The organism is Candidatus Pelagibacter sp. HIMB123, from assembly GCF_052048195.1.
GTDB lineage: Bacteria > Pseudomonadota > Alphaproteobacteria > Pelagibacterales > Pelagibacteraceae > Pelagibacter.
Genome location: NZ_JBNAIL010000007.1, coordinates 104,214 through 126,946, shown reverse-complemented (window position 1 = coordinate 126,946; position 22,733 = coordinate 104,214). Strand labels below are relative to the sequence as shown.

The following is a 22,733-nucleotide window of genomic DNA, read 5'->3' as shown; positions in this document are numbered from 1 at the left end:
CTGAATAAGCATTTGTAATCTTTTTCTGGGTTTTGCTGTAAATAATATTGTTTTTTGAAATAGCTATTTTGCCTGTAACAAAGGGTAATTTTTTCTTTCTATTAAAAAAATAAGGTAAATAAAAACTTTCAATTTTACTTTTTAATAAACCTTTTTTTACAATTATTTTTTTTGACTTTAAAATTTTAAAACTTTTATTTCTTACTCTTTTATCTATGTCAGTAACAGCATAAATAACCTCAGAAATTTTTGATTTTATTATCGCATCAGTGCATGGTGGTGTTAATCCATGATGACAACATGGCTCTAAAGTAACATACATTTTTGAACCTTCTAATTCTTCAAAACTATTTTTAATCGCATTAAATTCAGCGTGTGGTCTTCCTTTAAATGAGGTTTGTCCTATGGAAATAATTTTATCATTTTTGACAATAACACAGCCTACAGAAGGATTTGATCCAGTCTGTCCATGACGAGATTTAGCCAAGTCTAAGGCTAGCTCCATGTAAAATTTATCTTTTAATGTAAATTTATCTTTTTTTGTAGACATCAAGCTTGTCCACGAATTGTATGAAATCTTTTTCTTCCCTAAAGTTTCTATATACTGATGCAAATCTTACATATCCAACTGGGTCTAAATCTTTTAATCCATCCATAACCATAGTCCCAATTGTGTTTGTTGATATCTCTCCTTGTCCAAGTTCTTCAAGAGATCTTGAAATATTACTAATGAATTTTTCTATTGTAGCCGTATCTATTGGTCTTTTTTTAAGAGCTATGTAGATAGATTTAGATAATTTATCACGATCAAATGATGATTTTCTTCCATTTTTTTTAACAACCATCAACTCTCTAAATTGAATTCTCTCAAATGTAGTAAATCTTTCACCACATATACACAATCTTCTTCTTCTTATTGCGGTACCATCTTCAGTTGGACGTGAATCTACAACAGATGTATCACCTTTTTTTTCGCACGGACAAATCATTTACTAAAGGTTCTTATATATCGGAAATGAAGAAGTTAAAGAAATAACTTCATTTTTTACTTCGTTTTCTATTTTGCTATTATCCGTTGGGTTTTCAGATAAACCTTTCAGAGTTTTTGTTATTAATTCACCTACCGTTTTAAACTCATTTAAACCAAATCCACGAGTTGTAGCCGCTTGAGTTCCTAATCTTATTCCAGATGTAATCATTGGTTTTTCTGTATCAAATGGAATACCATTTTTATTACATGTAATGTTTGCTCTAGACAAACTCTCTGCCGCAAGATTTCCTTTGACATTGTAGGGTCTCAAATCAACCAACATCAAATGTGTATCTGTTCCATCTGAATAAATTTTAAATCCATTATTTTTTAAGGTTTCTGCTAACATTTTTGCGTTTGCTAAAACAGATTTAATGTAATCTTGAAATTCTGGTTGTAGCGCTTCAAGAAAGCCAGCTGCTTTTGCCGCAATAATATGCATTAAAGGTCCTCCCTGATAACCAGGAAAAACGGCTGTGTTAAATTTTTTAGCAAGATCTTCATGATTAGTTAAAATTATTCCTCCTCTTGCGCTTCTAAATACTTTGTGAGTTGTTGAAGTAACTACATGAGCATAGTCACATGGATTAGGATATCCTTTACCAGCAACTAATCCTGAGAAGTGAGCCATATCAACCATTAGATATGCTCCAACTTTATCTGCTATTTCTCTAAATCTTTTAAAGTCAATTACTCTAGAATAAGCACTTCCGCCTGCAATGATTAGTTTAGGTTTATGTTCTAATGCAAGTTTTTCAACATTATCATAATCTATCAACTCAGATTCTTTGTCTACATCATAACCTATAGCGTTAAACCATTTACCAGACATTGAAATTTTTAATCCATGAGTAATGTGACCACCTGAATTTAAACTCATACCCATGAACTTATCACCTGGGCTTAACAGGGCTAAAAAAACTGCTCCATTGGCTTGAGCACCTGAGTGTGGTTGAGCATTTGCAAATTTACAATTAAATAATTTTTTTAATCTTTCAATGGCAAGGTTTTCTGCTACATCAACATGCTCGCAACCATTATAATATCTTTTACCAGGATAACCTTCGGCGTATTTATTAGTTAAAACTGATCCTTGCGCCTCTAATACTGCTTGAGATACTATATTTTCAGACGCGATTAGCTCAATATGTTGCTGTTGTCTGATTAATTCATCTTTAATAGCTTTATAAAGCTCAGGATCTTTTACAGATAAACTATCCTCAAAAAAACTTTTATAACTATCGTTTAAATAACTTTTTTCGCTCGACATAATTATATTTTCTTAACTCTTCTCAAGTGTCTACCACCATCAAATTTAGTATTTAAAAAAACACTTACAAATTTCAAAGCATTTTTTTTGGTTATCAACCGTGACCCTAATGTAATGATGTTTGCATCGTTATGCAATCTGGATAATTTCGTTGATTTTAGATTAAAACATTGTGCAGCGCGAATATTTTTATGCTTATTTGCCGCAATATTCATTCCAGTGCCAGATCCACACACTAAAATACCAACATTACTCTTGCTTAATTTGACTTTTCTAGCAACTTTATGAGCATAGTCAGGATAATCAACGCTGCTATCATCTTTGGGACCAAGATCCTCAAATTTTACTTTTTTATTTTTTAAATAATCTTTGATTGTTTCTTTTAATTTAAATCCAGCGTGATCTGATGAAATAAATACTTTTCTCAAATTAATTAAATTTGTAATCTAAAACACAAGCAACTAAATGTATTCTATTCTCTTCTCCACCATTAAATGCGTTGTGATACTTAGTATTGTTTGTAACCCAAACTGAACCATCAGCAGGCATATGTTTTGCAACATTATCAATTACCATTAAACAACCAGGGTTTGTTATAATAGGTATATGTAATCTTGGTTCAGGATCTCTATGCCAGCTTAACGTTGATCTTGGCTCTTTTAAAAGAATTCTAACTCTTCCAAGTTTATATTTTTTTGAAAGGACATCATAAACCTCTTTAAAATATGTATTCTCATAGTCTTTAATAAATTCTGAGTAAGATGCTTCATCAATCATTTCGTCTCTAGAAACTTCTTTTCCTGATTTGTCAGGTTTAGTCCAGTATACTCCACGAGCTTTATTACCTTTTATTGAATCTGGATCACCAGGTATTTGAGTTAGAGATATAGCACCAAAGTGAGTAACACCTGCATCTTCAAATTTTTTAATCTTAACTATTTGGTGATATGCTTCTTGTAATTTCTCTATGTCAAACTTAATTTCTTGTTTTTGGAAATCACTAAAGTCTAAAATCCTATCTTCTTTTTTGATATTTAAGTCTACAACTTTTGAGTTTTCTGTCACCATCGTGATTGCTTTCTACTCTTTTTTTTGTATATGTGTATATTACATTTGTCGCAATTTAAAAGTAAATTAAAACATGATTATTGGTAAATATCCTAGTCTTAGACTCAGAAGAAGCAGAAAAGATGCTTGGTCAAGAAGATTGATTCAAGAAAATACCTTAAGTCCAAATGACTTTATACTCCCTATTTTTTTAATTGAAGGGTCAAATAAACGACAAGAGATTTCATCAATGCCTGGCGTTTACAGATATACAATTAATCGATTGAGCCAAATTTTGGATAAAGCAATAAGATTAGGAATACCAATGATAGCTCTTTTCCCAAAGACACAAAATTCGAAAAAAGATGAATTAGGAACAGAATCACTGAATGAAAATAATTTAGTCTGTAAAGCGATACAAGAAGTCAAAAAAAGATACAAAAACCAAATCGGTATAATGTGTGATGTTGCTTTAGATCCTTATACATCACATGGTCATGATGGTTTGATAAAATCTAACACCATATTAAATGATGAAACAATTGAAGTTTTGATCAATCAGTCATTACTACAAGCTGAGATGGGTTGTGATGTACTGGCTCCTTCAGACATGATGGATGGCAGAATAGGAAAAATAAGAAAAGCTTTAGATAAAAATAAATTCCAAAACGTTCAAATATTATCGTACGCTGCAAAATATGCTTCAAGCTTTTATGGACCTTTTAGAGATGCAGTCGGATCTAAAGGTTCTTTAAAAGGAGACAAAAAAACTTATCAGATGGATTATAGAAATTCTGATGAAGCTTTAAGAGAGGTCGCATTAGACATTAAAGAAGGTGCTGATATGGTAATGGTTAAACCAGGTATGCCCTACTTAGACATAATAAAATCAATAAAAGAGAAATTTAAATTGCCTGTATTTGCCTATCAAGTATCAGGAGAATACAGCTTAATTGAAACAGCTATAAAAAAAAAATTAATTAATAAAGATGCTGTATATGAAAGCTTAGTTGCTTTTAAGAGAGCTGGTGCCAATGCAATAGTAAGTTATTACGCTGATAGAATTGATAAAATAATAAAATAATTATTTTAACGTGTTTAAGAATAACAACCTGCTATTTGGATAATTTAAATTATTTGGTCTTAATATAGTTTTATCCAAATAATCACTTACCAATTTCAAACCGTCCAATAAAGTAGCGAGATCATTAACTTCTATATCTTTTTCAATCAAAAAATTAGGTACATATTTTTTTTCATTTAAAGAACTTGCATAATATACAGTTTTGTTACCTTCTAAATCTTTTTCAACTAAATTTTCAAGCGCTAAATCATATCCTAATATTTTAAGTAACTCCAATTCCCAAAATATATATTTTTTTAACCAATCTTTTTTTTGTAAAATTAAAAATAAGTTTTGAATTATAAAATAAACTTTATCGTTAGATTGAGATTCTGCTGTTAATATTTTGATCAAATTCATAGCAGATGTAATACAGGATAGCTTTTGCTTATGATCAAAATATAATGGAGTATAGGCATTTAAAATTTCAATTTTAAAATAACCTATTCTGTTTTCATTTTTAGAATTGTAATTAACATGGAGTTTATTACCAAGCTGAAGATAATTTTTAATTTTTTTTGAAGTGCCACCAAATATAATTCCAGATATCTTTCCTTTATCTTTTGTAAATAATTCAGCAATTAATGAATTTTCATTATATCTGTTTTTACTTATTAAAAATCCTTCGTCTGACCAATTCATTTTTTATTTATATTTTTTAAACATTCTATAGCAGCATTTTGTTCAGCTTCTTTCTTTGATTTTCCGGTAGCTATAAAATATTTTGTATTGGGCAATTTTACTCCAACTTTAAATATGGGTTTGTGTCTTGGACCTGTATTTGAAATTAATTTATACGTAGGTAATTTTTTAAAATTTTTTAAAGTTAATTCTTGTAACTTTGTTTTTGCATCTATTTCTGTAATTACACTTTTTTCAATATGATCTTGCCACAAGTTTAAAATTGTTTTTTCAACTATTGTAAAACCTTTATCAAGATAAATAGCACCAATTAATGCTTCACAGCTATCAGATATAATTTTGTCCTCAATTTTTATTTTTTTATTGTTTGGGTTAAATGTTTTAACATAACTAGCTAAATTGATTTTTTTTGCTATATCCAGACAAGTTTTTTTATTAACTAGCGATGCAAATTTTTTATCAAGAATACCTTCTTTTTCTCCTGGATAAATTTCTAAAAGTTTTTTTGCTATCACTAAACCAAGAACTCTATCACCCAGGAACTCTATCTTTTCATTATTTTCATTTGGATTAAAGCTTTTATGTGTGAGGGCTTGAACAAGTAGATCTTTATTTTTAAATTTTACATCAATTTTTTTTTCTAAACTTAGATAATTAATTTTCATTAATTAATTTTATTAAAGGTTCTATTAAATCTTATTGAATTATGCCATTTCCAAAATTCAATAAAACTTCCTATTCTTTTATCTGAAGAGAAAAATATAAATTGAGCTTTTCCTACTAAATTATCTTTATGTACATATCCAACACTTGTTAAGAACCTGCTATCTTTAGAACAGTCTCTGTTATCTCCTAAAAAGAAATAATGATCTTTTGGTACAGTAAACACATCAGAATTTTGATAGGTGTAATCTTTTAAATAAACAGTATGAAATTTTTTACCGTTTGAAAGTTTTTCTTCAAATCTATAAACATCAACACTTTTGTCACCACAGAAAATTGTAGTTTTGTTATTAATTTTAGATTTAAGAATTTCAGAATTATTTAAATATAAATTAGAGTCTATAAATTGAATTTTATCACCAGGTAAACCAATTAATCTTTTAATGTAATCTGTTCGATTATCTGCTGGTGTTTTAAATACAATTACATCACCTCTTTCAGGACTACTAAACATAATTCTTTTGTTTAATATTGGGGGACTAAAAGGAAATGAGTGTTTGCTATATCCATAGGTATATTTTGTTACAAACAACCTATCACCTACTAATAAAGTAGGTTCCATGGATGATGATGGAATATAAAATGGTTGTACTAAAAGTGATCTAATTATAACTGCAATTATTAATGCATAAATTAAAGTTTTTATATTTTCTGAAAAAAAATTTTTATCTAATTTCATGATGTTTGAATAATTGCAAATGCAGTTGAAAAATTTTTTTCATCCGAAATTGATAAAAAACATTTAAAATTTTTGATTTTAAAGTTCTTTTGTACAATTTTTGTAATTTTTTTATTTTTAACGTAATAAGGCTTTCCCTTTTTGTCATTAACAACTTCTATATCTTTAAAATTTAAATTCATACGAAAACCTGTGCCAAGAGCTTTAGAAAATGCTTCTTTTGCAGCAAATCTCTTCGAAAAATAAGCTGCTTTATTGTTTGCTGCATTAGATTGTTTCAATTCTTTAGATGAGTAAATTCTTTTTTTAAATAAAGGATTTTTAATCGATTTTTGAATTCTTTTATTTTCAACAATATCAACTCCAATACCTAGAATTTTCATTTATTTTTTTATAATTTTTTTAAAGTTTTTAATTACTTTTAAAAATCCATCAAATATTGACTCTCCGATTATAAAATGTCCAATATTATACTCCTCAATATCTATTATTTTTGTTAACATTTTGGTGGTTTTATAGTCTAAACCATGACCGGCATGAACTTCTATATTTAAACTTGATGCTAATTTTGCACTTTTTTTAATTCTGTTTAATTCATTAGAATAATTTTTTTTTGATTTAACTAAGTTTGCTAGTTTTCCAGTATGTATTTCAATACAATCAGCATTTAATTTTTTAGCAAGTCTAATGTCATTTGGGGAAGGATTAATGAATAAACTTGTTCTAATCTTTACTTTTTTAAATTTTTTAATTATTTTCTCTAACTTATTAAGATTGTTTTTTATATTTAAACCTCCCTCGGTAGTAATTTCTTTTCTATTTTCTGGAACTAAACAGATAAAATTTGGTTTTATCTTAAGTGCTTTATTAACAATTTCTTCGTTCATAGAAATTTCAAGGTTTACAGGTACATTTCTTAAACCACAGATTTTTTTTGCATCAATATCATTTATATGTCTTCTATCTTCTCTTAAATGAATTGTTACAGAATCTGCTCCATAACTAATAACTTTTTTAGCTGCGTATAGTGGGTTTGGATGTTTCTCTCCACGAGCGTTTCGTAAAGTAGCGATATGATCTATATTTACGCCTAACCTTTTCACTTAATAAATCTGCTTCCTGGGGTTGTTACTGGTATAGATTTAAGTTCTGGTGGTAATTTATTTGCATTAAAAGTTGGAACATCAATTTTTAAGTGAGATGTTATTCCAGTTTTTATTTTTAAAGATTGTTTGGTTGATCGATCAATAATAGATGCAAATCCAATTAATTTTGCTTTTGATTTTTTAATCAATTTAACACACTCTAAACTTGATTTTCCTGTAGTGATTACATCTTCTATAATTAAAACTCTTGCTCCTTTTTTAATATTGAATCCTCTTCTGAGAGTAAATTTACCATTTACTCTTTCACAAAAAATTGTTTCTTTTTTGAGCAATTTTCCAATTTCATATCCAATAATTACTCCTCCCATTGCAGGAGCTAGTATTAAATCAATTTTTTTAAATTTTTTTTTAATTTTATTTGCTAAAGATTTACAAATTTTATCAGCTAAATTAGGGAAACTTAAGAGTTTTGCACACTGAATATATTTTGAAGAATGTAGACCTGAGGATAGAACGAAGTGACCTTCTAATAATGCATTAGTTTTTTTTAAAATATTTAAGGATTTTTTGTGTGAAAGCATTTCTTTTTTCTTCGTGTCTAATTATCTTAAATTTTATACTCTTTTGTTTTAGCTCTGCAATAAAATTAGTAAAATTCTTAAGGTTTCTAATAATTAATTTAAATTTAAAATTAATATAATTGGGATTTTTACCAACCATTTCTAAGCTCGATATATTTAATTTGTGACTTCCAATGAGTGAGCTTATATCTCCTAATTGACCTGGCTTATCAGGTAATGACATCCATAGAGTGGTATTATATTTTTTTGTTTTTTCCTCTTTTTGCTCTCCTTTATCATGCCAATATCTTCTTATTGCTGCTCTAGCTTTGCCTGTTTTAGTAGTTGGTATCCAGTGAAGTGATGGTGAATTATTTTTAGATGTTATTATATTTACTCGATCACCATTTCTTAAAATAGTTTGTAATTCGCTTTTATTTCCATTAATTTCACAACCAACTGCTGAATTACCAATTTTAGTATGAACAGCATATGCAAAATCTATAGCAGTTGCATCTTTAGGTAATTTTATAACTGAACCTTTTGGTGTAAAACAAAATACGTTTTCTTGAAACATTTGTAGTTTTGTATACTCATATGAATCTTCAGGGTTTTCATTTTTTTCTATAATCTCTACAAGATCTTTTAACCAATCATACTCCTTCCAACTTAAAGAATTAAATTTTTCAGAAGATTTATACTGCCAATGAGATGCGACACCTCTTTCTGCAAATTCGTGCATTTCATGTGTTCTAATTTGAATTTCTATTGGTTTTTTATTTGAACCAATTACAGAAGTATGAATAGACTTATAACCATTGATTTTTGGAGATGAAATATAATCTTTAAATTTCCCTGGTATGCAATTCCATTTTTTATGAAAAATCCCGAGAGTTTTGTAACAATCATCTACGTTTTTTAAAATTATCCTAAATCCAATAATGTCTGTTATTTGTTCAAGTGAAACTCTTTTTTTTTGGACCTTTCTCCAAATTGAAAAAGGTGTCTTTTCTCTACCATGTATTTCAGCATTAATTTCATTATCATTTAAGATTTCACTTAACTCAAAAGATTGTTCTTCAAACAAATCTTTTCTGTCCAATTTTATTTCATCAAGCCTTTTTTTTATTAATTTTCTTGCATCATTATTTAAAATTTCAAAAGATAAATCCTCAAGCTCGTCTCTTATTCTGTGCATTCCCATTCTATCAGCTAATGGCGCATAAATTTCCATAGTTTCTTGAGCTATTCTTTTTCTTTTATCCTCTTTAGTAATCGCTTTAATGGTTCTCATGTTATGTAGTCGATCAGCAATTTTAACTAGCAGAACTCTAATGTCTTTTGATGTTGCTAAAATTAATTTTCTGAAATTCTCAACTTTAGAATTAGCTCCTGCTGAATTTTCAAACGCTGAAATTTTCGTTACACCGTCTACTAAATCAGCAACCTCATCACCAAATTCTTGTTTAATAGTTTCATAAGTTGCAAAAGTATCTTCTATAGTGTCATGCAATAGACCAGTTGCAATTGTAGCGCTATCTAATTTTAATTCAGTTAAAATATTTGCAACCTCAATTGGGTGAACAGAATAAGGATCACCAGAAGCTCTTTTTTGACTCTTATGTGCTTTAACAGCAAAATTATATGCTTTATCCAATTTTTCAGGATTAAGAAATTTATTATAATCCTTAACTTTATTTATAAGTTCATTTGAATTAAGCATAATTGATATTATACCATTAAATCAAATTTGTTTAATAGATCTAATGTCTCTATCAGGAAGTAGAGAAATCAAGGTTTTAACATCAATTTGTTTATCAGGATGAGTCCAATTCTTTTGAATCTCATATAATGGAAATAATACAAAGTTTCTTTTGTGCATCATTTTATGAGGTAAATTAATCTTAGAATTTTTTCTTGATACCAAATTATTAAAATCGATTATATCTAAGTCACATGTGCGAGGTGCATTTTTTTTTGCTTTCTTTCTACCTAATTGATTTTCTATAGATTTACATATTTTTAATAGTTCTTTAGGGTTGTAATAACATTTTAATTTTATAATTATATTTAAGAACTTGGGATTTCGTGGGTCCGGCCAGGAAGGAGTTTCATAATAACTAGATACCGAGAGAACATCTAAGTTATGTTCTGCTAATAAAAATTTTGCTTTTTCTATATTTCTTTTTCTTTTACCTAAATTTGAACCAATTCCTAAAAAAACAATTTTAGCTTGATTTTCTAATATATCTTGCCTTTTCACGGTTCCAATCTCTACTTTTTTTTGTTGCTCTTTTATCATATTGCTTTTTTCCCTTTGCAACAGCTAGTTCTATTTTAGCCTTTCCTTTTTTAAAATACATTTTTGTTGGAACTAATGTGAAACCATCTCTTTGCATTTTACCTATTAATTTATTTATTTCTTTTTTATTAAGAAGTAATTTTCTATCATCGGTTGGATTATGATTAGAGTAACTGGCTTGCTTGTATGGTGATATATGTGAATTAATTAAAACAATTTCACCTCCTTTTTCAATAGCATAAGACTCAGCGATATTGACCTTGCCATCTCTTATTGATTTAATCTCTGATCCTTTTAATACAATTCCAGCTTCAAAAAGATCTTCAAAAAAATAGTTAAAACTAGCTTTTCTATTTAAACAAATGATTTTCAAACCAGGATTGGTTTTTTTGTTCATTAAATTAACTTAGCAGACTGAAGAGCTTTTTTTACAATTTCTTTTGTTGTGTCTGTTACTTTTACAAGTGGTAGTCTTACATTGTCATCACAAAGTCCTAAAAGTTTTGCAGCATATTTTACAGGACTAGGATTGCTCTCAACAAACATTGAGTGATGAACTGGTTGTAATATTTTATCTAATCTTTCTGCTTCTTTCATTTCATTATCGGTGTCTGATTTAGAAAATTTTTGAAAATCTGAACAAAGTTTGGGTGCAATATTAGCTGTTACACTAATAGTACCTACCCCACCACGTTTATTAAACTCAAAAGCATTATCATCATTACCTGTTAATTGAATAAAATCTTTGCCCATTTTTTCAAGTGTCTGATTAACTCTATCTAAATCACCCGTTGCATCTTTAACGCCAACTATATTTTTTAATTCATAGAGTCTGGCCATGGTATCAACTGACATATCAATCACAGATCTGCCAGGAATATTATAAATTATAATTGGAATGCCACACTTGTCATTAATTGCTTTGTAATGTTGATACAAGCCTTCTTGAGTTGGTTTGTTGTAATAGGGTGTAACTATCAAAGCGCCGTTAGCTCCTGCTTTTTCTGCATGTGTTGTTAAAGAAATAGCCTCCTCAGTTGAGTTGGAACCCGTACCAGCAATAACTGGAATTTTTCCATTACTTTCTTTTATACATAAATCTATTACTCTTTGATGCTCATCATGACTTAACGTAGGGGATTCACCTGTCGTACCAGCCGGCACAAGTCCATTAGTACCATTATCGATGTGGAAATGGATTAATTTTATATATGCTTCCTCATCTAGACCATTATTTTTAAATGGTGTAATTAAAGCAACATTTGATCCTTTGAACATAAATACTTATAACATAGTTTAAAGATTCATATACTAAAAGATTATGCTCAAAAAAATATTATTTTTAGGTTTCACCGTAACCATATTAATATTTTCAAATAATCTGTTTGCTGAAATAAATTCAGTTGTACCTATAAAAAAACCTATTTTAAGTAAAGAAGAAATTCAAAAGAAAATATCTATAAATATCCTTAAACCATTAAAGAAGCCCACGAAAACCAAAGAAATTAAAATCGAAGAAGTGATTGTTAAAAAAGAGTTGGTTTTAAAAGAAAAAAAATTAAGTTTTAAAATACCAAAGAAAAAACCAACTATAGCTGGTACTAGCACAGCTAAGAATATCAAGATTTCAAGATATTATAGTAAAAAAGACTTCGGGTTAGCTAAAAAAGCTATTTCAGAAATGCAAAAAAGTAAATGGTCTTCTGCGCTTAAAATAGCAAAAAAAGCAAAAGACAAATCTATTTATAATTTTATACAATGGAGACATCTTTTAAAGTCTGGTAACCAGGCGTCATTTTACGATTATCAAGTTTTTTTAAATAAAAATTCAGATTATCCTAGAATAAGCAGGGTAGAATATCTTGCTGAACATAAACTATCTACAGAAAGTGTTTCACCAAAAAAAATAATAAATTGGTTTAGAGAAAAAGATCCATTAAGTGGCTATGGAAAAATGATACTTGGAGAAAGTCATGTTTTAATTGGTGACAGAAATAAAGGTATAAAACTAATTAAAGAAGGTTGGATAACAGCGGATTTATCCAAAAATGAATTAAAATATTTTAGAAAAAAATATAAAAAATATTTAAATGCAGATGACTATATCAAACGAGCTGATTATTTAGCTTGGAACGGTGATCGTTGGGATTTACAAAGGTTAATAAGATATCTACCAAAAGATTATGAACTTTTATATAACGCAAGATATCTCTTAATGAGTAAAGGCTATGGGGTTGATCAAGCCATAGCAAATGTTCCTGAAAAATTTAAAAATGATGCTGGATTAAACTATGATCGATTGAAATGGAGAAGAAAAAAAGGACGTGTAGACTCTTCAACAGAAATTTTATTGAAAATAAGAAATGATAAAGAGTATTTAGTTAGACCTGATAAGTGGTGGAAAGAAAGAGAAATTATCTCAAGAGCATTGCTTTATAAAAAGAAATATGAAATTTCATATAAAATTTCAAGTAATCATGGAATGACTGAAGGCTCCGAATATGCTGCTGCAGAATGGATGAGTGGCTGGATAGCATTAAGTTTTTTAAACGATCCTATGACCGCTAAAGATCATTTTAAAAATTTTTATGAAAATGTTAGTTATCCAATAAGTTTATCTAGAGGTGCGTATTGGCTTGGAAGAGCATATGAGAAAATAGGCGAAAGAGAGCAATCAAATAATTGGTACAGAGAAGCCACAAAATATCTTACTACTTACTATGGTCAGCTAGCTTTTTTAAAATTAAATCCAAATGGAAAATTTGAGTTAGAAAAAGATATGGTAATTGATCCAAAATATAGAATTCAATTTTTTAATAAAGAGCTTGTAAAAATTTCTTATCTTCTAGATGAATTAAAGAAAGATAAATACACAAAACATATTTTAAGACATTTAGCTAATGACAATATAGCAAAAGGTAGTGAAGTTTTGGCTGCAGAATTAGCTACAAGTATTAATAGGTATGACTTTGCTATTCAGGTTTCAAAAATTGCGTCTTATCAAAAAAGATTTCATAATAAATACAATTATCCAATAATTAGCACTCCTAAATATGTTAATAAAAGAAAAATTCCAGAAAGTGCTTTGATCTTATCCATAATTAGACAAGAAAGTGAATTTGATTTAGAGGCTAATAGTCATGCTGGCGCAAAAGGATTAATGCAATTGATGCCCTACACAGCAAAATTAGTTTCAAAACAAGCCAAACTTCCTTATTCGAAATCAAGATTAACCACTGATCCAGAATATAATATTAATTTAGGCTCACATTATATTGCAGGTTTAATTCTACAATATGATGGTGCTTACCCTTTTGCAGTCGCTGCGTATAATGCAGGACCCAATAGAGTTAAATATTGGAAAAAAATAAATAAAGATCCACAAAAAAAACAAGTTGATTATGTTGATTGGGTTGAGTTAATAAAATTTAGAGAAACAAGAAATTACGTACAGCGTGTAATGGAAAATTATAATGTCTATAGATATATTTTGGAACAACGACCTGTACCTATGAAAAACTTTTTTAAAGATCAGCCTCTATTTTAGTGGCGGAAGAGGAGGGATTCGAACCCTCGGTACAAGTTTCCTCGCACGGTCATTTAGCAAACGACTGGTTTCAGCCTCTCACCCACTCTTCCGTATGACATTGTTTATTAAGTGATTGTATTGAAAATTCAATATATATAAAGTAATTATTCAATTATTATGAGAAATAAGTACTCAGTATTTTCGTTAATTAAAAATGCTCTTTCATATCATGAAAATTGGCAAAGAGCGTGGAAAGATCCTGCTCCTAAAAAAGAGTACGATGCAGTTATTGTTGGTGGTGGTGGTCACGGATTAGCAACAGCCTACTATTTAGCAAAAAAACATAATATGAATAATATTGCTGTAGTCGAGAAAGGTTGGATTGGTGGAGGAAATACTGGACGGAATACTACAATTATTAGATCAAATTATTTATGGGACGCCAGTGCAGGATTATATGATCATGCATTAAAAATTTGGGAAGGTTTATCTCAAGAACTAAACTATAATGTAATGTTTAGTCAAAGAGGTGTAATGAACCTTGCACATAATTTACAAGATGTTAGAGATTTAAAAAGACGAACACATGCTAATAGACTAAATGGAATTGACGCAGTCTACTTGAGCACAGAAGAAGTTAAAAAATTTTGTCCAATTATAAATACATCACCAGATATTAGATACCCTGTTTTAGGAGGAACTTTACAACGTAGAGCTGGCACAGCAAGACACGATGCAGTTGCTTGGGGATATGCAAGAGGAGCTGATGCAATGGGTGTCGATATTATTCAAAATTGTGAAGTTAAAGGAATAAAAAGAAATGGAGATAGTGTTGAAGGTATAGAAACAACAAAAGGATTTATAAAAACAAAGAAAGTTGGTGTGGTTGCAGCTGGTCATTCTAGTGTAATAGCTAATATGGCAGGTCTAAGACTTCCACTTGAAAGTAAACCTTTACAGGCTTTAGTTTCTGAACCTGTAAAACCAATTATTGATACAGTTGTAATGTCTAACGCAGTGCATGCTTATGTCAGTCAATCTGACAAAGGAGAATTAGTCATTGGTGCTGGAACAGATGATTATGTTTCTTATACTCAAAAAGGTAGTCATCAAATAGTTGAAGGAACATTAAACGCTATATTAGAATTATATCCAATTTTCAGTAGAATGAGAATGTTAAGACAATGGGGAGGAATAGTAGATATTTGTCCTGACGCTAGTCCAATTTTAAGTAAAACTTCAATTAAAGGATTATACTTTAATTGTGGTTGGGGTACTGGAGGATTTAAAGCAACTCCTGGATCCGGAGATTTGTTTGCACATACTATCGCAAATGATGAACCACACAAACTTAATGCTGCATTTAATTTAAATAGATTTGTAAGCGGAGACCTTGTTGATGAACATGGGGCTGCAGCGGTTGCTCATTAATGTTTTTAATAAACTGTCCATACTGTGGAGAACGAGATCAGCAAGAATTTAAGGCTGGAGGTGAAGCTCATATCGTGAGACCTAAGCAACCAACAGAATTAAGTGATGATGAGTGGGCAGAGTATTTATTTATGAGAAAAAATATTAAAGGTGTTCAATTTGAAAGATGGAATCATGCGCATGGTTGTCGTAAATGGTTTAATATGGTTAGAGACACTTCTAACGATGAAATAAAAGCAATTTATAAAATGGGTGAAAAACCACCTTCTCAATAAAATGACTAAAAACTTAAGAGTAAAATCGAGTGAGTACATTGATGAAACTAATAGAATTTCCTTTAAATTTAATGGCAAAACTTACCATGGATTTAAAGGCGATACTTTAGCATCAGCATTACTTGCAAACGATGTTCATTTAGTTGGAAGAAGTTTTAAATATCATAGACCAAGAGGAATTATGACGTCTGGTTCTGAAGAACCAAATGCTATAGTTCAAGTAAACCCTGGTACCAATAGAACGGAACCCAATGTTAGAGCAACAGAGGTCGAGATTTATGAAGGTTTAGAGGCATCAAGTCAAAATTGTTGGCCAAGTGTTGAATTTGATATTGGTGGAATAAACAATTTTCTCTCCCCTTTTTTTCCAGCAGGTTTTTATTATAAAACATTTATGTGGCCTGCTAGTTTCTGGGAGAAATATGAATTTTTCATAAGACACTCCGCTGGTTTAGGTAAATCACCAACAACAACTGATCCTGACATTTATGATCACCGTAATGTTCACTGTGATGTATTGGTTGTAGGTGCAGGTATATCGGGAATTATGGCAGCAAAAAATGCAGCTAAAAATAATTTTAAAACGTTGTTAGTTGAAGAAAAAAATGAACTTGGTGGATCAACTATTTATGAAAATAATGAATTTAACAAAATTGATAACAAGGCCCCTTCAGAGTGGTTAAAAAAAGAAATAGAGGAACTTAAAAATATTAAAAATCTTGAAATAAAAACTAGAACAAGTGTAGCTGCTTATCATCAATATAATTATCTTTTGGCTAGAGAAAATCTAACTGATCATTTAGAGGCAAAAGATAAAACAAATAAAATCAGACAAAGACTTCTTAAAATTAGAGCTAAAAAAGTTATTTTAGCTACAGGTGCATTAGAAAGACCTTTGATATTTAATAATAATGATAGACCAGGAATAATGCTTTCATCTGCAATAAAAAAATACAGTGAATTTTATGGTGTTGCGTGTGGTAGTAAAAATGTCTTTTTTACTAATAATGATAGTGCCTACGAAAGTGCTATTTCACTATACAATAAGGGTATCAATGTTGAAGCAATAATTGATATTAGAGAACAATCCGAAAGTAAAATTGTTAAAAAAGTAAAAGAAGCAGGTATTAAAATTTACTGGTCACACTCAATTGTTGATACAACTGGTTATAAAAGACTAAAAGGTATTTCAATAATGAAACTATCTAATGATGGTACTTCAGTTACTGGAAGTAAAATTTCTATTTCGTGTGATTGCTTAGGAGTTGCTGGTGGCTGGACACCTGCTGTACATTTATATACACAATCAGGAAGCAAACTTAAATTTGATGAAGAAAAAAAAGTTTTCTTACCAAATCAGAATACATCTGAACAAATAAGTGTAGGATCTTGTGGTGGAGATTTTAAAATTGATGAAATCATTAAAAATTTAAATCAAAAGCTTAAAGATACTTTAAATATTAATGAAACAGATTTAGATAGTATTAAAGTTGAGATTGATCAGGAAAATTCAAAAAGAAATATTTGGTTACTACCTTCCGATAAACCTTTAGGTAAAACTAAACCATTTGTAGATTATCAAAACGATGCAACAGCTAAAGATATCAAATTAGCATTAAGAGAAGGTTTTAGATCTATTGAGCATGTTAAAAGATACACGACTACTGGAATGGGTACTGATCAAGGTAAACTAGGAAATATGCATGCATTGGGAATAATTGCAGATACAGCTGGTGTTAAAATGGGAGAATTAGGAACTACTACATTTAGACCTCCTTACACACCATTAACATTTGGAACTATTGTAGGTCGAAATGTAGGAAAGTTTTTTGATATTTTTAGAAGAACACCAATGAATGATTGGCATGTTGAAAATAAAGCTGAATTTGAAAATGTCGGACAATGGAAAAGAGCATGGTACTACCCTATTAACGGAGAAACTATGCATCAAGCAGTTCAAAGAGAAAGTAAAGCTGCTAGAGAAAGTGCTGGTATATTGGATGCCTCTACTCTTGGTAAAATTGATATTCAAGGAAGTGATGCTTCTGAATTCTTAAATAGAGTTTATACAAATGCTTGGTCAAAATTAGCTATAGGGAAATGTAGATATGGGTTAATGCTAAATGAAGATGGTATGGTTTATGATGATGGAGTTACAACAAGATTAGGTGAAAATCATTACATCATGACCACAACAACTGGTGGAGCATCAAATGTTTTAGGTAAACTTGAAGACTATCTTCAAACAGAATGGCCTGAGCTTGATGTTTATTTAACCTCTGTAACAGATCATTATGCTACAGCGAGTTTATGCGGACCTAATAGTAAAAAAATTCTTAAAAAAATAATTCCTGATTTAGATTTATCAGATGAAAACTTTCCTCATATGTCATTCAAAGAGGCTCATATCGGTAATATCCAATGCAGAATAATGAGAATTAGTTTTACTGGAGAACACAGCTACGAAATCAATGTTCAAGCAAGCTATGGAAAAGATTTATGGGAAAAGTGTATGGAGGCAGGCAAAGAGTTTAACATTACACCTTATGGAACTGAAACAATGCACTTACTAAGAGCAGAAAAAGGTTTTATTATTGTTGGTCAAGATACAGATGGAACAATGACCCCTATCGATCTTCAAATGGATTGGATAGTAAGCAAGAAGAAATACGATTTCATAGGAAAAAGATCTCTTTATAGATCTGATACAATGAGAGAAGATAGAAAGCAATTAGTAGGTTTATTAACAGATGATCCAAATATTGTTTTAGAAGAAGGAGCACAAATAGTTTCTGAGTTAAATCAAAGTCCAGTAGAAATGCTTGGACATGTTACTTCAAGTTATTTCAGTCCCAACCTAAAGAAATCAATAGCCCTTGCAGTAGTTAGAGGTGGAAAAGATATGATGGGAAAAAAACTTTTTGTGCCAATGGAAAATAAAAATATTAATGTCACTGTTGCGAATCCAGTATTTTACGATGAGAAAAATGAGAGGTTAAATGCTTAACTATAATTCAGTTATTACTAATGAAATTAAGCAAGAAAGTATTTCTGTAAAGGAAATCTCTCCAGTAATAAAAATTAATTTGAGAGGTAAAAAAAGAGAATTTTTAACAAATGTTGGTAAAAATCTTAATATGATCTTACCTACAGAAGCAAACACATCAACAACGAGTGACAAGTTAACAGCAATATGGCTTAGTCCAGATGAATGGATGATAATCTCAAATGAGCTGGCAAGTAAAGACACTAATAAATCCGACCTATATGAAATGTTATTTAATAGTATTTCAAAAACAAATTTAGGTGCTGTTATAGATCTAACAGATCAATTTGTTCAACTAGAACTTAAAGGTGAAAATGTCTATGAAATCTTTTCAGCAGGATCTCCCTTTAATTTTAATGAATTTAAAGAAAAAAAAGGATCAACAACTCAGACAGTTTTAAATCATATAGATGTAATTCTGCACCATAAAGATGAAAATATTTTAAATCTGTTTGTTAGAAGATCTTTTGCTGAACACCTTTTCTCATGGATTGAAGACTGTGCTTCGAGATTATAAACTTATTTTTTTCTTCTAAAATCCCATGGCATTTCAAATTTGCCTTGCCAAAGGCCTTTTTTTTCATTTTTGGCATTAATTTCGTTTGATATATATTTTTTTGAGTATTTTCTATAAGCTACAGCATAACCGTTTGAAACTAGCCAAGAATTCAGATTTAAATTTCTTTTATAACATTCTCCAATAAATCTTTTGTATCTATCAATATCCAAAATTTTACAAGTTATTACTTTGTTATTTATTTTTTTTTGTAATTTTTGAGTTGAAATTTTTCCACATGGATAATCTTTAGTAAAAGTAAAAACAATTATTGTTAGATATGGTTTTTTACACATTTGCTTGAATTCAGGCGCATCAATTCCATGTAATCTTATCTTTTTTGAATTTATTTTTATTGTATCACCATCAATAATTTGAGCATTTCCAGAAATTTCTTTAATCTCTTCAGACCTAACGTCGTTAAATGTGAGAATAAAAAAAATCGAACAAATTATAATTAAAATTATCGCTTTCTTTTTTGTAAAAAACATATTTAAAAAATATTAAATATTAGCCAATTTATGTTTAATATAATATTTAACATAAAATAGTAACATCAATGATATCAACCATTGAAAGATAGCCCAAATATAAAAAAAAGTTTTAAAATCTGCATTTAAATGCTTTGCAATGTAAAAGGATAAAACTGGCACTATAACATTTCTGGCAATATTATTAATCATGGCTTTTTCAGATTTTTTTAAAGCCATAAAAAATCCATTTGATAAGAAAAATATCGGATAAGCAGGTAAAATAAATGCTGAAATCTTAAGGTACATTGAGCCATGCATAATTACCTCTGGGTTTGAAGAAAAGAATTTAGGAACAATGTCAGCACTTATAAAAATAACTACACCAGCGATTAACATTATAAATAGACCATATTTTATTGAGGTAAAATAGGATTGCTCCACTCTATCGTAATATTTTGCACCAATATTTTGCGCAATTATAGAAATTATTGCTGTATTAATTCCTAATATTGGTAACAAAACTACTTGTTCAATTCTTGTGGCAGATCCATACCCTGCTACAGCATATTCACCAAATAACCCAACATATGTAAAAACAATTGTTGCAGCAATAGAATACCCTAATATGGCAATTGTAATTGGCATTGATTGAAAAAAAATATTTTTTAAGAAAAAAAATTTAGTTTTGAAATGGTCTAAAGTTATTTGTTTAATTCTTTGATTATTTAATATTTTTATCAAAATAACCAACAAAGATACAAATTGAGCAATTAAAGTTGCTATCCCAATACCAGTTATTCCGAATGGTGGTATAAATAAAAAACCAAATATAAAAATTGGATTTAAAATAATGTTTAAGAAAAAAGAAAATATTAGAACATTTCTGTAAGTTTTAGTATCTCCTTCTGCGTGTAAGAATGAATTTAACGCTACTACTAAAATAAATAATATCGTACCTAAAAAAATTACATTTATATATTCGAGTCCAAGAATTGTTACTTCTTGAGAGGAATTCATTAATAAGAATATCTTTTCACCAAAAGCAAATCCTAAAATAGATACAATTATCGAGATTATAATCGAATAAATGATTACATTTCCAAAATAATTTAAAACATTTTTTTCGTTTTTTTCTCCGATACTACTGCCAATCAATGATGTTCCTGCTACGGTAACTCCAATGGATGTCGCAACAATCAAAAAATATATCGGAAAAGACTTGCTCAAAGCTGATAAGGCTTCTGGCGATATTTTTCCTGCATAAAAAGTATCAACGATTGTATAAAGTGTTTGGAATAAGGTTCCTACACTTGCTGGTACAGCAAGTTTTCTTACTAACAACGAAACTTCATCTTTTAATAAATTCATTAATTTAAGATTTGTTAATATTCTTTTTGGAAGATATGTCTTTTTCCTGCTTCTTTAGCAAGATTAATTTGTTTTTGTCTCATCCTAAATCTTGATTTTTGATGATCTGTCAGATTGTCGTGACAATTTGGACATGAAACACCCTCTTCGTATTTTTTTGATTTTTTATCCTTACGAGATACTGGCTTTCTACAACCGCTACACATTGAGTAAGAACCAACTTTTAGACCATGTTTTAAACTAATCCTGTTATCAAAAACAAAGCATTCACCTTTCCATAAACTTTTTTTCTTATTTGTTTTTTTAAGATAATTTAAAATTCCACCATTTAACTGATAAATGTTATTAAACCCTTTATTCTCCAAATATACAGATGCCTTTTCACAACGAATTCCACCAGTACAAAACATAGCTATAGGTTGATTTTTTTTTAATTTTTTTAAATATTTTGGAAAATCTCTAAAGTTATCAACATCAGGATTGATTGCACCCTTAAATGTTCCAACATCATACTCAAATGGTTTTCTCGCATCTATAAGAACAGTATCCTTTTCTTTAATCAGCTTATTCCATTTGATTGGATCTACATGGCTATTCTTTTTCTTTATTCTTTTGTTTAAAATTAAATTCATAGGAACAACCTCATTTTTGATTTTAACTTTAGGTTTATGAAATGGTTGGAATAAGCTTTTAGACTTATTGTTGCTGTTAAATTCTTTAAATTTAAAAGTTTTTTTTAAATTGTTAATTGTGAATTTAATGTCTGCAGCTTTACCAGAGATAGTTCCGTTTACTCCTTCTTTAGAGATAATTATAGTACCTCTAATGTTTTTCTTTTTTAGAGTTTCTAATAAAACTTTTTGATTTTTCTTGAGATAAGAAATTTTGACAAATTTATAAAAACCAACTACTTCAAACATTATAATTTTCTACAAACAGTCATACCATCTCCAAGAGGAATTATTAACTTTTCAACCCTTGTATCCTTTGAGATATGACTATTAAACTCTTTAATATTTTTAGTAAATTTATCATTATTGTTTTCATTCACAACTTCTCCATACCATAAAACATTATCAATGATTATTAGACCATTTTTGTTCAATAATTGTAAAGAACGTTCATAGTATTCAATATAATTCATTTTATCAGCATCAATAAAAACTAAATCAAACTTTTCATTTTTAATTTCATCTAAACTTTCTAAAGCAGGTTTAATTAATGTTTTTATTTTATGATCTTGCTTAGCTTTTTTAAAAAAATCTGTTGCAACTTTATTAGTTTCTTCATTTTTATCTAAAGCAATTATTTTGCCGTCATCTGATAATGCTAAAGCCATAGATAACGTACTTAATCCTGTAAATGTACCTATCTCTAAAATTTTTTTGATATTTGAAATTTTAATAATTAAATGCAGAAATTGACTTTGTGAAATTGAGATTTGCATTCTTTTGATATCACCAAGAGAAGTGTTGTAATCAATTATTTCTTTTTGGACTGGATGTAAATTAAATCCATGACTTAAAATATACTCTTGGAGTTCTTTAGTTATATTTAGGTCTGAACCCATAAA

The 22,733-nt window shown here is 29.2% G+C and carries 25 protein-coding genes and 1 tRNA gene; 6 read left to right on the top strand and 20 right to left on the bottom strand.

The features are described from left to right. From ribD to ACTTBL_RS02105, 5 genes are all read right to left on the bottom strand, one after another. Positions 1–550, bottom strand: a 550-nt coding sequence (ribD, locus tag ACTTBL_RS02125) for a bifunctional diaminohydroxyphosphoribosylaminopyrimidine deaminase/5-amino-6-(5-phosphoribosylamino)uracil reductase RibD (protein WP_440643402.1), incomplete at its 3' end; no start/stop codon positions are given. After that, a complete protein-coding gene (gene nrdR / locus ACTTBL_RS02120) occupies positions 531–989 on the bottom strand; it encodes a transcriptional regulator NrdR (RefSeq protein ID WP_440643401.1) in 459 nt (152 codons plus the stop codon). The genes nrdR and ribD, both read right to left, overlap by 20 nt. 3 nt (positions 990–992) lie before the next feature. Beyond that, a complete protein-coding gene (glyA, locus tag ACTTBL_RS02115) occupies positions 993–2,300 on the bottom strand; it encodes a serine hydroxymethyltransferase (RefSeq protein ID WP_440643400.1) in 1,308 nt (435 codons plus the stop codon). Positions 2,301–2,302: 2 nt separating this feature from the next. Continuing rightward, positions 2,303–2,728 (bottom strand): ribose 5-phosphate isomerase B, encoded by a 426-nt coding sequence (gene rpiB / locus ACTTBL_RS02110; RefSeq protein WP_440643399.1) that lies wholly within the window; start codon positions 2,726–2,728, stop codon positions 2,303–2,305. A gap of 1 nt (position 2,729) precedes the next feature. Further along, positions 2,730–3,368: an aspartyl/asparaginyl beta-hydroxylase domain-containing protein gene (locus ACTTBL_RS02105; protein ID WP_440643398.1), complete on the bottom strand. Its 639-nt coding sequence runs from the start codon at positions 3,366–3,368 to the stop codon at positions 2,730–2,732. Positions 3,369–3,441: 73 nt separating this feature from the next. Between ACTTBL_RS02105 and hemB the strand changes: the two genes are divergently transcribed. Further along, a complete protein-coding gene (gene hemB, locus ACTTBL_RS02100; RefSeq protein ID WP_440643397.1) occupies positions 3,442–4,431 on the top strand; it encodes a porphobilinogen synthase in 990 nt (329 codons plus the stop codon). Here the strand turns inward: hemB and recO are convergent, their stop codons facing one another. Genes recO through dapA form a run of 10 tightly spaced genes read right to left on the bottom strand, consistent with a single transcriptional unit; the run spans position 4,432 to position 11,760 of the window. Next, the gene (recO, locus tag ACTTBL_RS02095; RefSeq protein WP_440643396.1) at positions 4,432–5,112 is read right to left on the bottom strand and encodes a DNA repair protein RecO; all 681 of its coding nucleotides are present in this window, start codon (positions 5,110–5,112) and stop codon (positions 4,432–4,434) included. Further along, positions 5,109–5,777: a ribonuclease III gene (gene rnc, locus ACTTBL_RS02090; RefSeq protein ID WP_440643395.1), complete on the bottom strand. Its 669-nt coding sequence runs from the start codon at positions 5,775–5,777 to the stop codon at positions 5,109–5,111. The genes recO and rnc overlap by 4 nt, the downstream gene beginning before the upstream one ends. Continuing rightward, complete coding sequence (gene lepB / locus ACTTBL_RS02085) at positions 5,777–6,514, bottom strand: signal peptidase I (protein ID WP_440643394.1); 738 nt, start codon at positions 6,512–6,514, stop codon at positions 5,777–5,779. Before lepB ends, rnc begins: the two co-directional genes overlap by 1 nt. Continuing rightward, the gene (gene acpS / locus ACTTBL_RS02080) at positions 6,511–6,897 is read right to left on the bottom strand and encodes a holo-ACP synthase (RefSeq protein ID WP_440643393.1); all 387 of its coding nucleotides are present in this window, start codon (positions 6,895–6,897) and stop codon (positions 6,511–6,513) included. The genes lepB and acpS overlap by 4 nt, the downstream gene beginning before the upstream one ends. After that, positions 6,898–7,617, bottom strand: a complete 720-nt coding sequence (locus ACTTBL_RS02075) for a pyridoxine 5'-phosphate synthase (protein ID WP_440643392.1) — start codon at positions 7,615–7,617, stop codon at positions 6,898–6,900. Then, positions 7,614–8,201: an orotate phosphoribosyltransferase gene (gene pyrE / locus ACTTBL_RS02070; protein WP_440643391.1), complete on the bottom strand. Its 588-nt coding sequence runs from the start codon at positions 8,199–8,201 to the stop codon at positions 7,614–7,616. Before pyrE ends, ACTTBL_RS02075 begins: the two co-directional genes overlap by 4 nt. Further along, positions 8,158–9,903, bottom strand: a complete 1,746-nt coding sequence (locus ACTTBL_RS02065; RefSeq protein ID WP_440643390.1) for a RelA/SpoT family protein — start codon at positions 9,901–9,903, stop codon at positions 8,158–8,160. Before ACTTBL_RS02065 ends, pyrE begins: the two co-directional genes overlap by 44 nt. 21 nt (positions 9,904–9,924) lie before the next feature. Further along, entirely contained in the window at positions 9,925–10,482 is a 558-nt protein-coding gene (gene folK / locus ACTTBL_RS02060) for a 2-amino-4-hydroxy-6-hydroxymethyldihydropteridine diphosphokinase (RefSeq protein ID WP_440643389.1), read from the bottom strand. Continuing rightward, a complete protein-coding gene (gene smpB, locus ACTTBL_RS02055) occupies positions 10,409–10,879 on the bottom strand; it encodes an SsrA-binding protein SmpB (protein ID WP_440643388.1) in 471 nt (156 codons plus the stop codon). The genes folK and smpB overlap by 74 nt, the downstream gene beginning before the upstream one ends. Next, positions 10,879–11,760, bottom strand: coding sequence for a 4-hydroxy-tetrahydrodipicolinate synthase (dapA, locus tag ACTTBL_RS02050; RefSeq protein ID WP_440643387.1), 882 nt, complete (start codon positions 11,758–11,760; stop codon positions 10,879–10,881). The genes smpB and dapA overlap by 1 nt, the downstream gene beginning before the upstream one ends. A gap of 43 nt (positions 11,761–11,803) precedes the next feature. On the opposite strand from dapA, the gene ACTTBL_RS02045 reads away from it, so the two are divergent. Beyond that, positions 11,804–14,029 (top strand): lytic transglycosylase domain-containing protein, encoded by a 2,226-nt coding sequence (locus ACTTBL_RS02045; protein WP_440643386.1) that lies wholly within the window; start codon positions 11,804–11,806, stop codon positions 14,027–14,029. On the opposite strand, the gene ACTTBL_RS02040 is transcribed toward ACTTBL_RS02045, so the two are convergent. Beyond that, positions 14,030–14,121: transfer RNA gene (locus tag ACTTBL_RS02040), tRNA-Ser, on the bottom strand. A 67-nt stretch (positions 14,122–14,188) separates the two neighbouring features. Here ACTTBL_RS02040 and ACTTBL_RS02035 point away from each other — a divergent pair. Genes ACTTBL_RS02035 through ACTTBL_RS02020 form a run of 4 tightly spaced genes read left to right on the top strand, consistent with a single transcriptional unit; the run spans position 14,189 to position 19,280 of the window. Continuing rightward, positions 14,189–15,442, top strand: a complete 1,254-nt coding sequence (locus ACTTBL_RS02035; RefSeq protein WP_440643385.1) for a sarcosine oxidase subunit beta family protein — start codon at positions 14,189–14,191, stop codon at positions 15,440–15,442. Continuing rightward, positions 15,442–15,717, top strand: coding sequence for a sarcosine oxidase subunit delta (locus ACTTBL_RS02030; RefSeq protein WP_440643384.1), 276 nt, complete (start codon positions 15,442–15,444; stop codon positions 15,715–15,717). The genes ACTTBL_RS02035 and ACTTBL_RS02030 overlap by 1 nt, the downstream gene beginning before the upstream one ends. A gap of 1 nt (position 15,718) precedes the next feature. Beyond that, complete coding sequence (locus ACTTBL_RS02025; protein ID WP_440643383.1) at positions 15,719–18,724, top strand: sarcosine oxidase subunit alpha family protein; 3,006 nt, start codon at positions 15,719–15,721, stop codon at positions 18,722–18,724. Then, on the top strand, positions 18,717–19,280 hold the full coding sequence (locus ACTTBL_RS02020) for a sarcosine oxidase subunit gamma (protein ID WP_440643382.1): 564 nt from the start codon (positions 18,717–18,719) through the stop codon (positions 19,278–19,280). Before ACTTBL_RS02025 ends, ACTTBL_RS02020 begins: the two co-directional genes overlap by 8 nt. Positions 19,281–19,282: 2 nt before the next feature. Here the strand turns inward: ACTTBL_RS02020 and ACTTBL_RS02015 are convergent, their stop codons facing one another. Genes ACTTBL_RS02015 through ACTTBL_RS02000 form a run of 4 tightly spaced genes read right to left on the bottom strand, consistent with a single transcriptional unit; the run spans position 19,283 to position 22,730 of the window. Next, positions 19,283–19,810, bottom strand: a complete 528-nt coding sequence (locus ACTTBL_RS02015) for a thermonuclease family protein (protein ID WP_440643381.1) — start codon at positions 19,808–19,810, stop codon at positions 19,283–19,285. Positions 19,811–19,822: 12 nt separating this feature from the next. After that, a complete protein-coding gene (locus ACTTBL_RS02010) occupies positions 19,823–21,160 on the bottom strand; it encodes an MATE family efflux transporter (RefSeq protein WP_440643380.1) in 1,338 nt (445 codons plus the stop codon). A gap of 14 nt (positions 21,161–21,174) precedes the next feature. Next, positions 21,175–22,080: an oxygen-dependent tRNA uridine(34) hydroxylase TrhO gene (trhO, locus tag ACTTBL_RS02005; protein WP_440643379.1), complete on the bottom strand. Its 906-nt coding sequence runs from the start codon at positions 22,078–22,080 to the stop codon at positions 21,175–21,177. Then, positions 22,080–22,730, bottom strand: coding sequence for an O-methyltransferase (locus ACTTBL_RS02000; RefSeq protein WP_440643378.1), 651 nt, complete (start codon positions 22,728–22,730; stop codon positions 22,080–22,082). Before ACTTBL_RS02000 ends, trhO begins: the two co-directional genes overlap by 1 nt. Positions 22,731–22,733 lie beyond the last annotated feature (3 nt).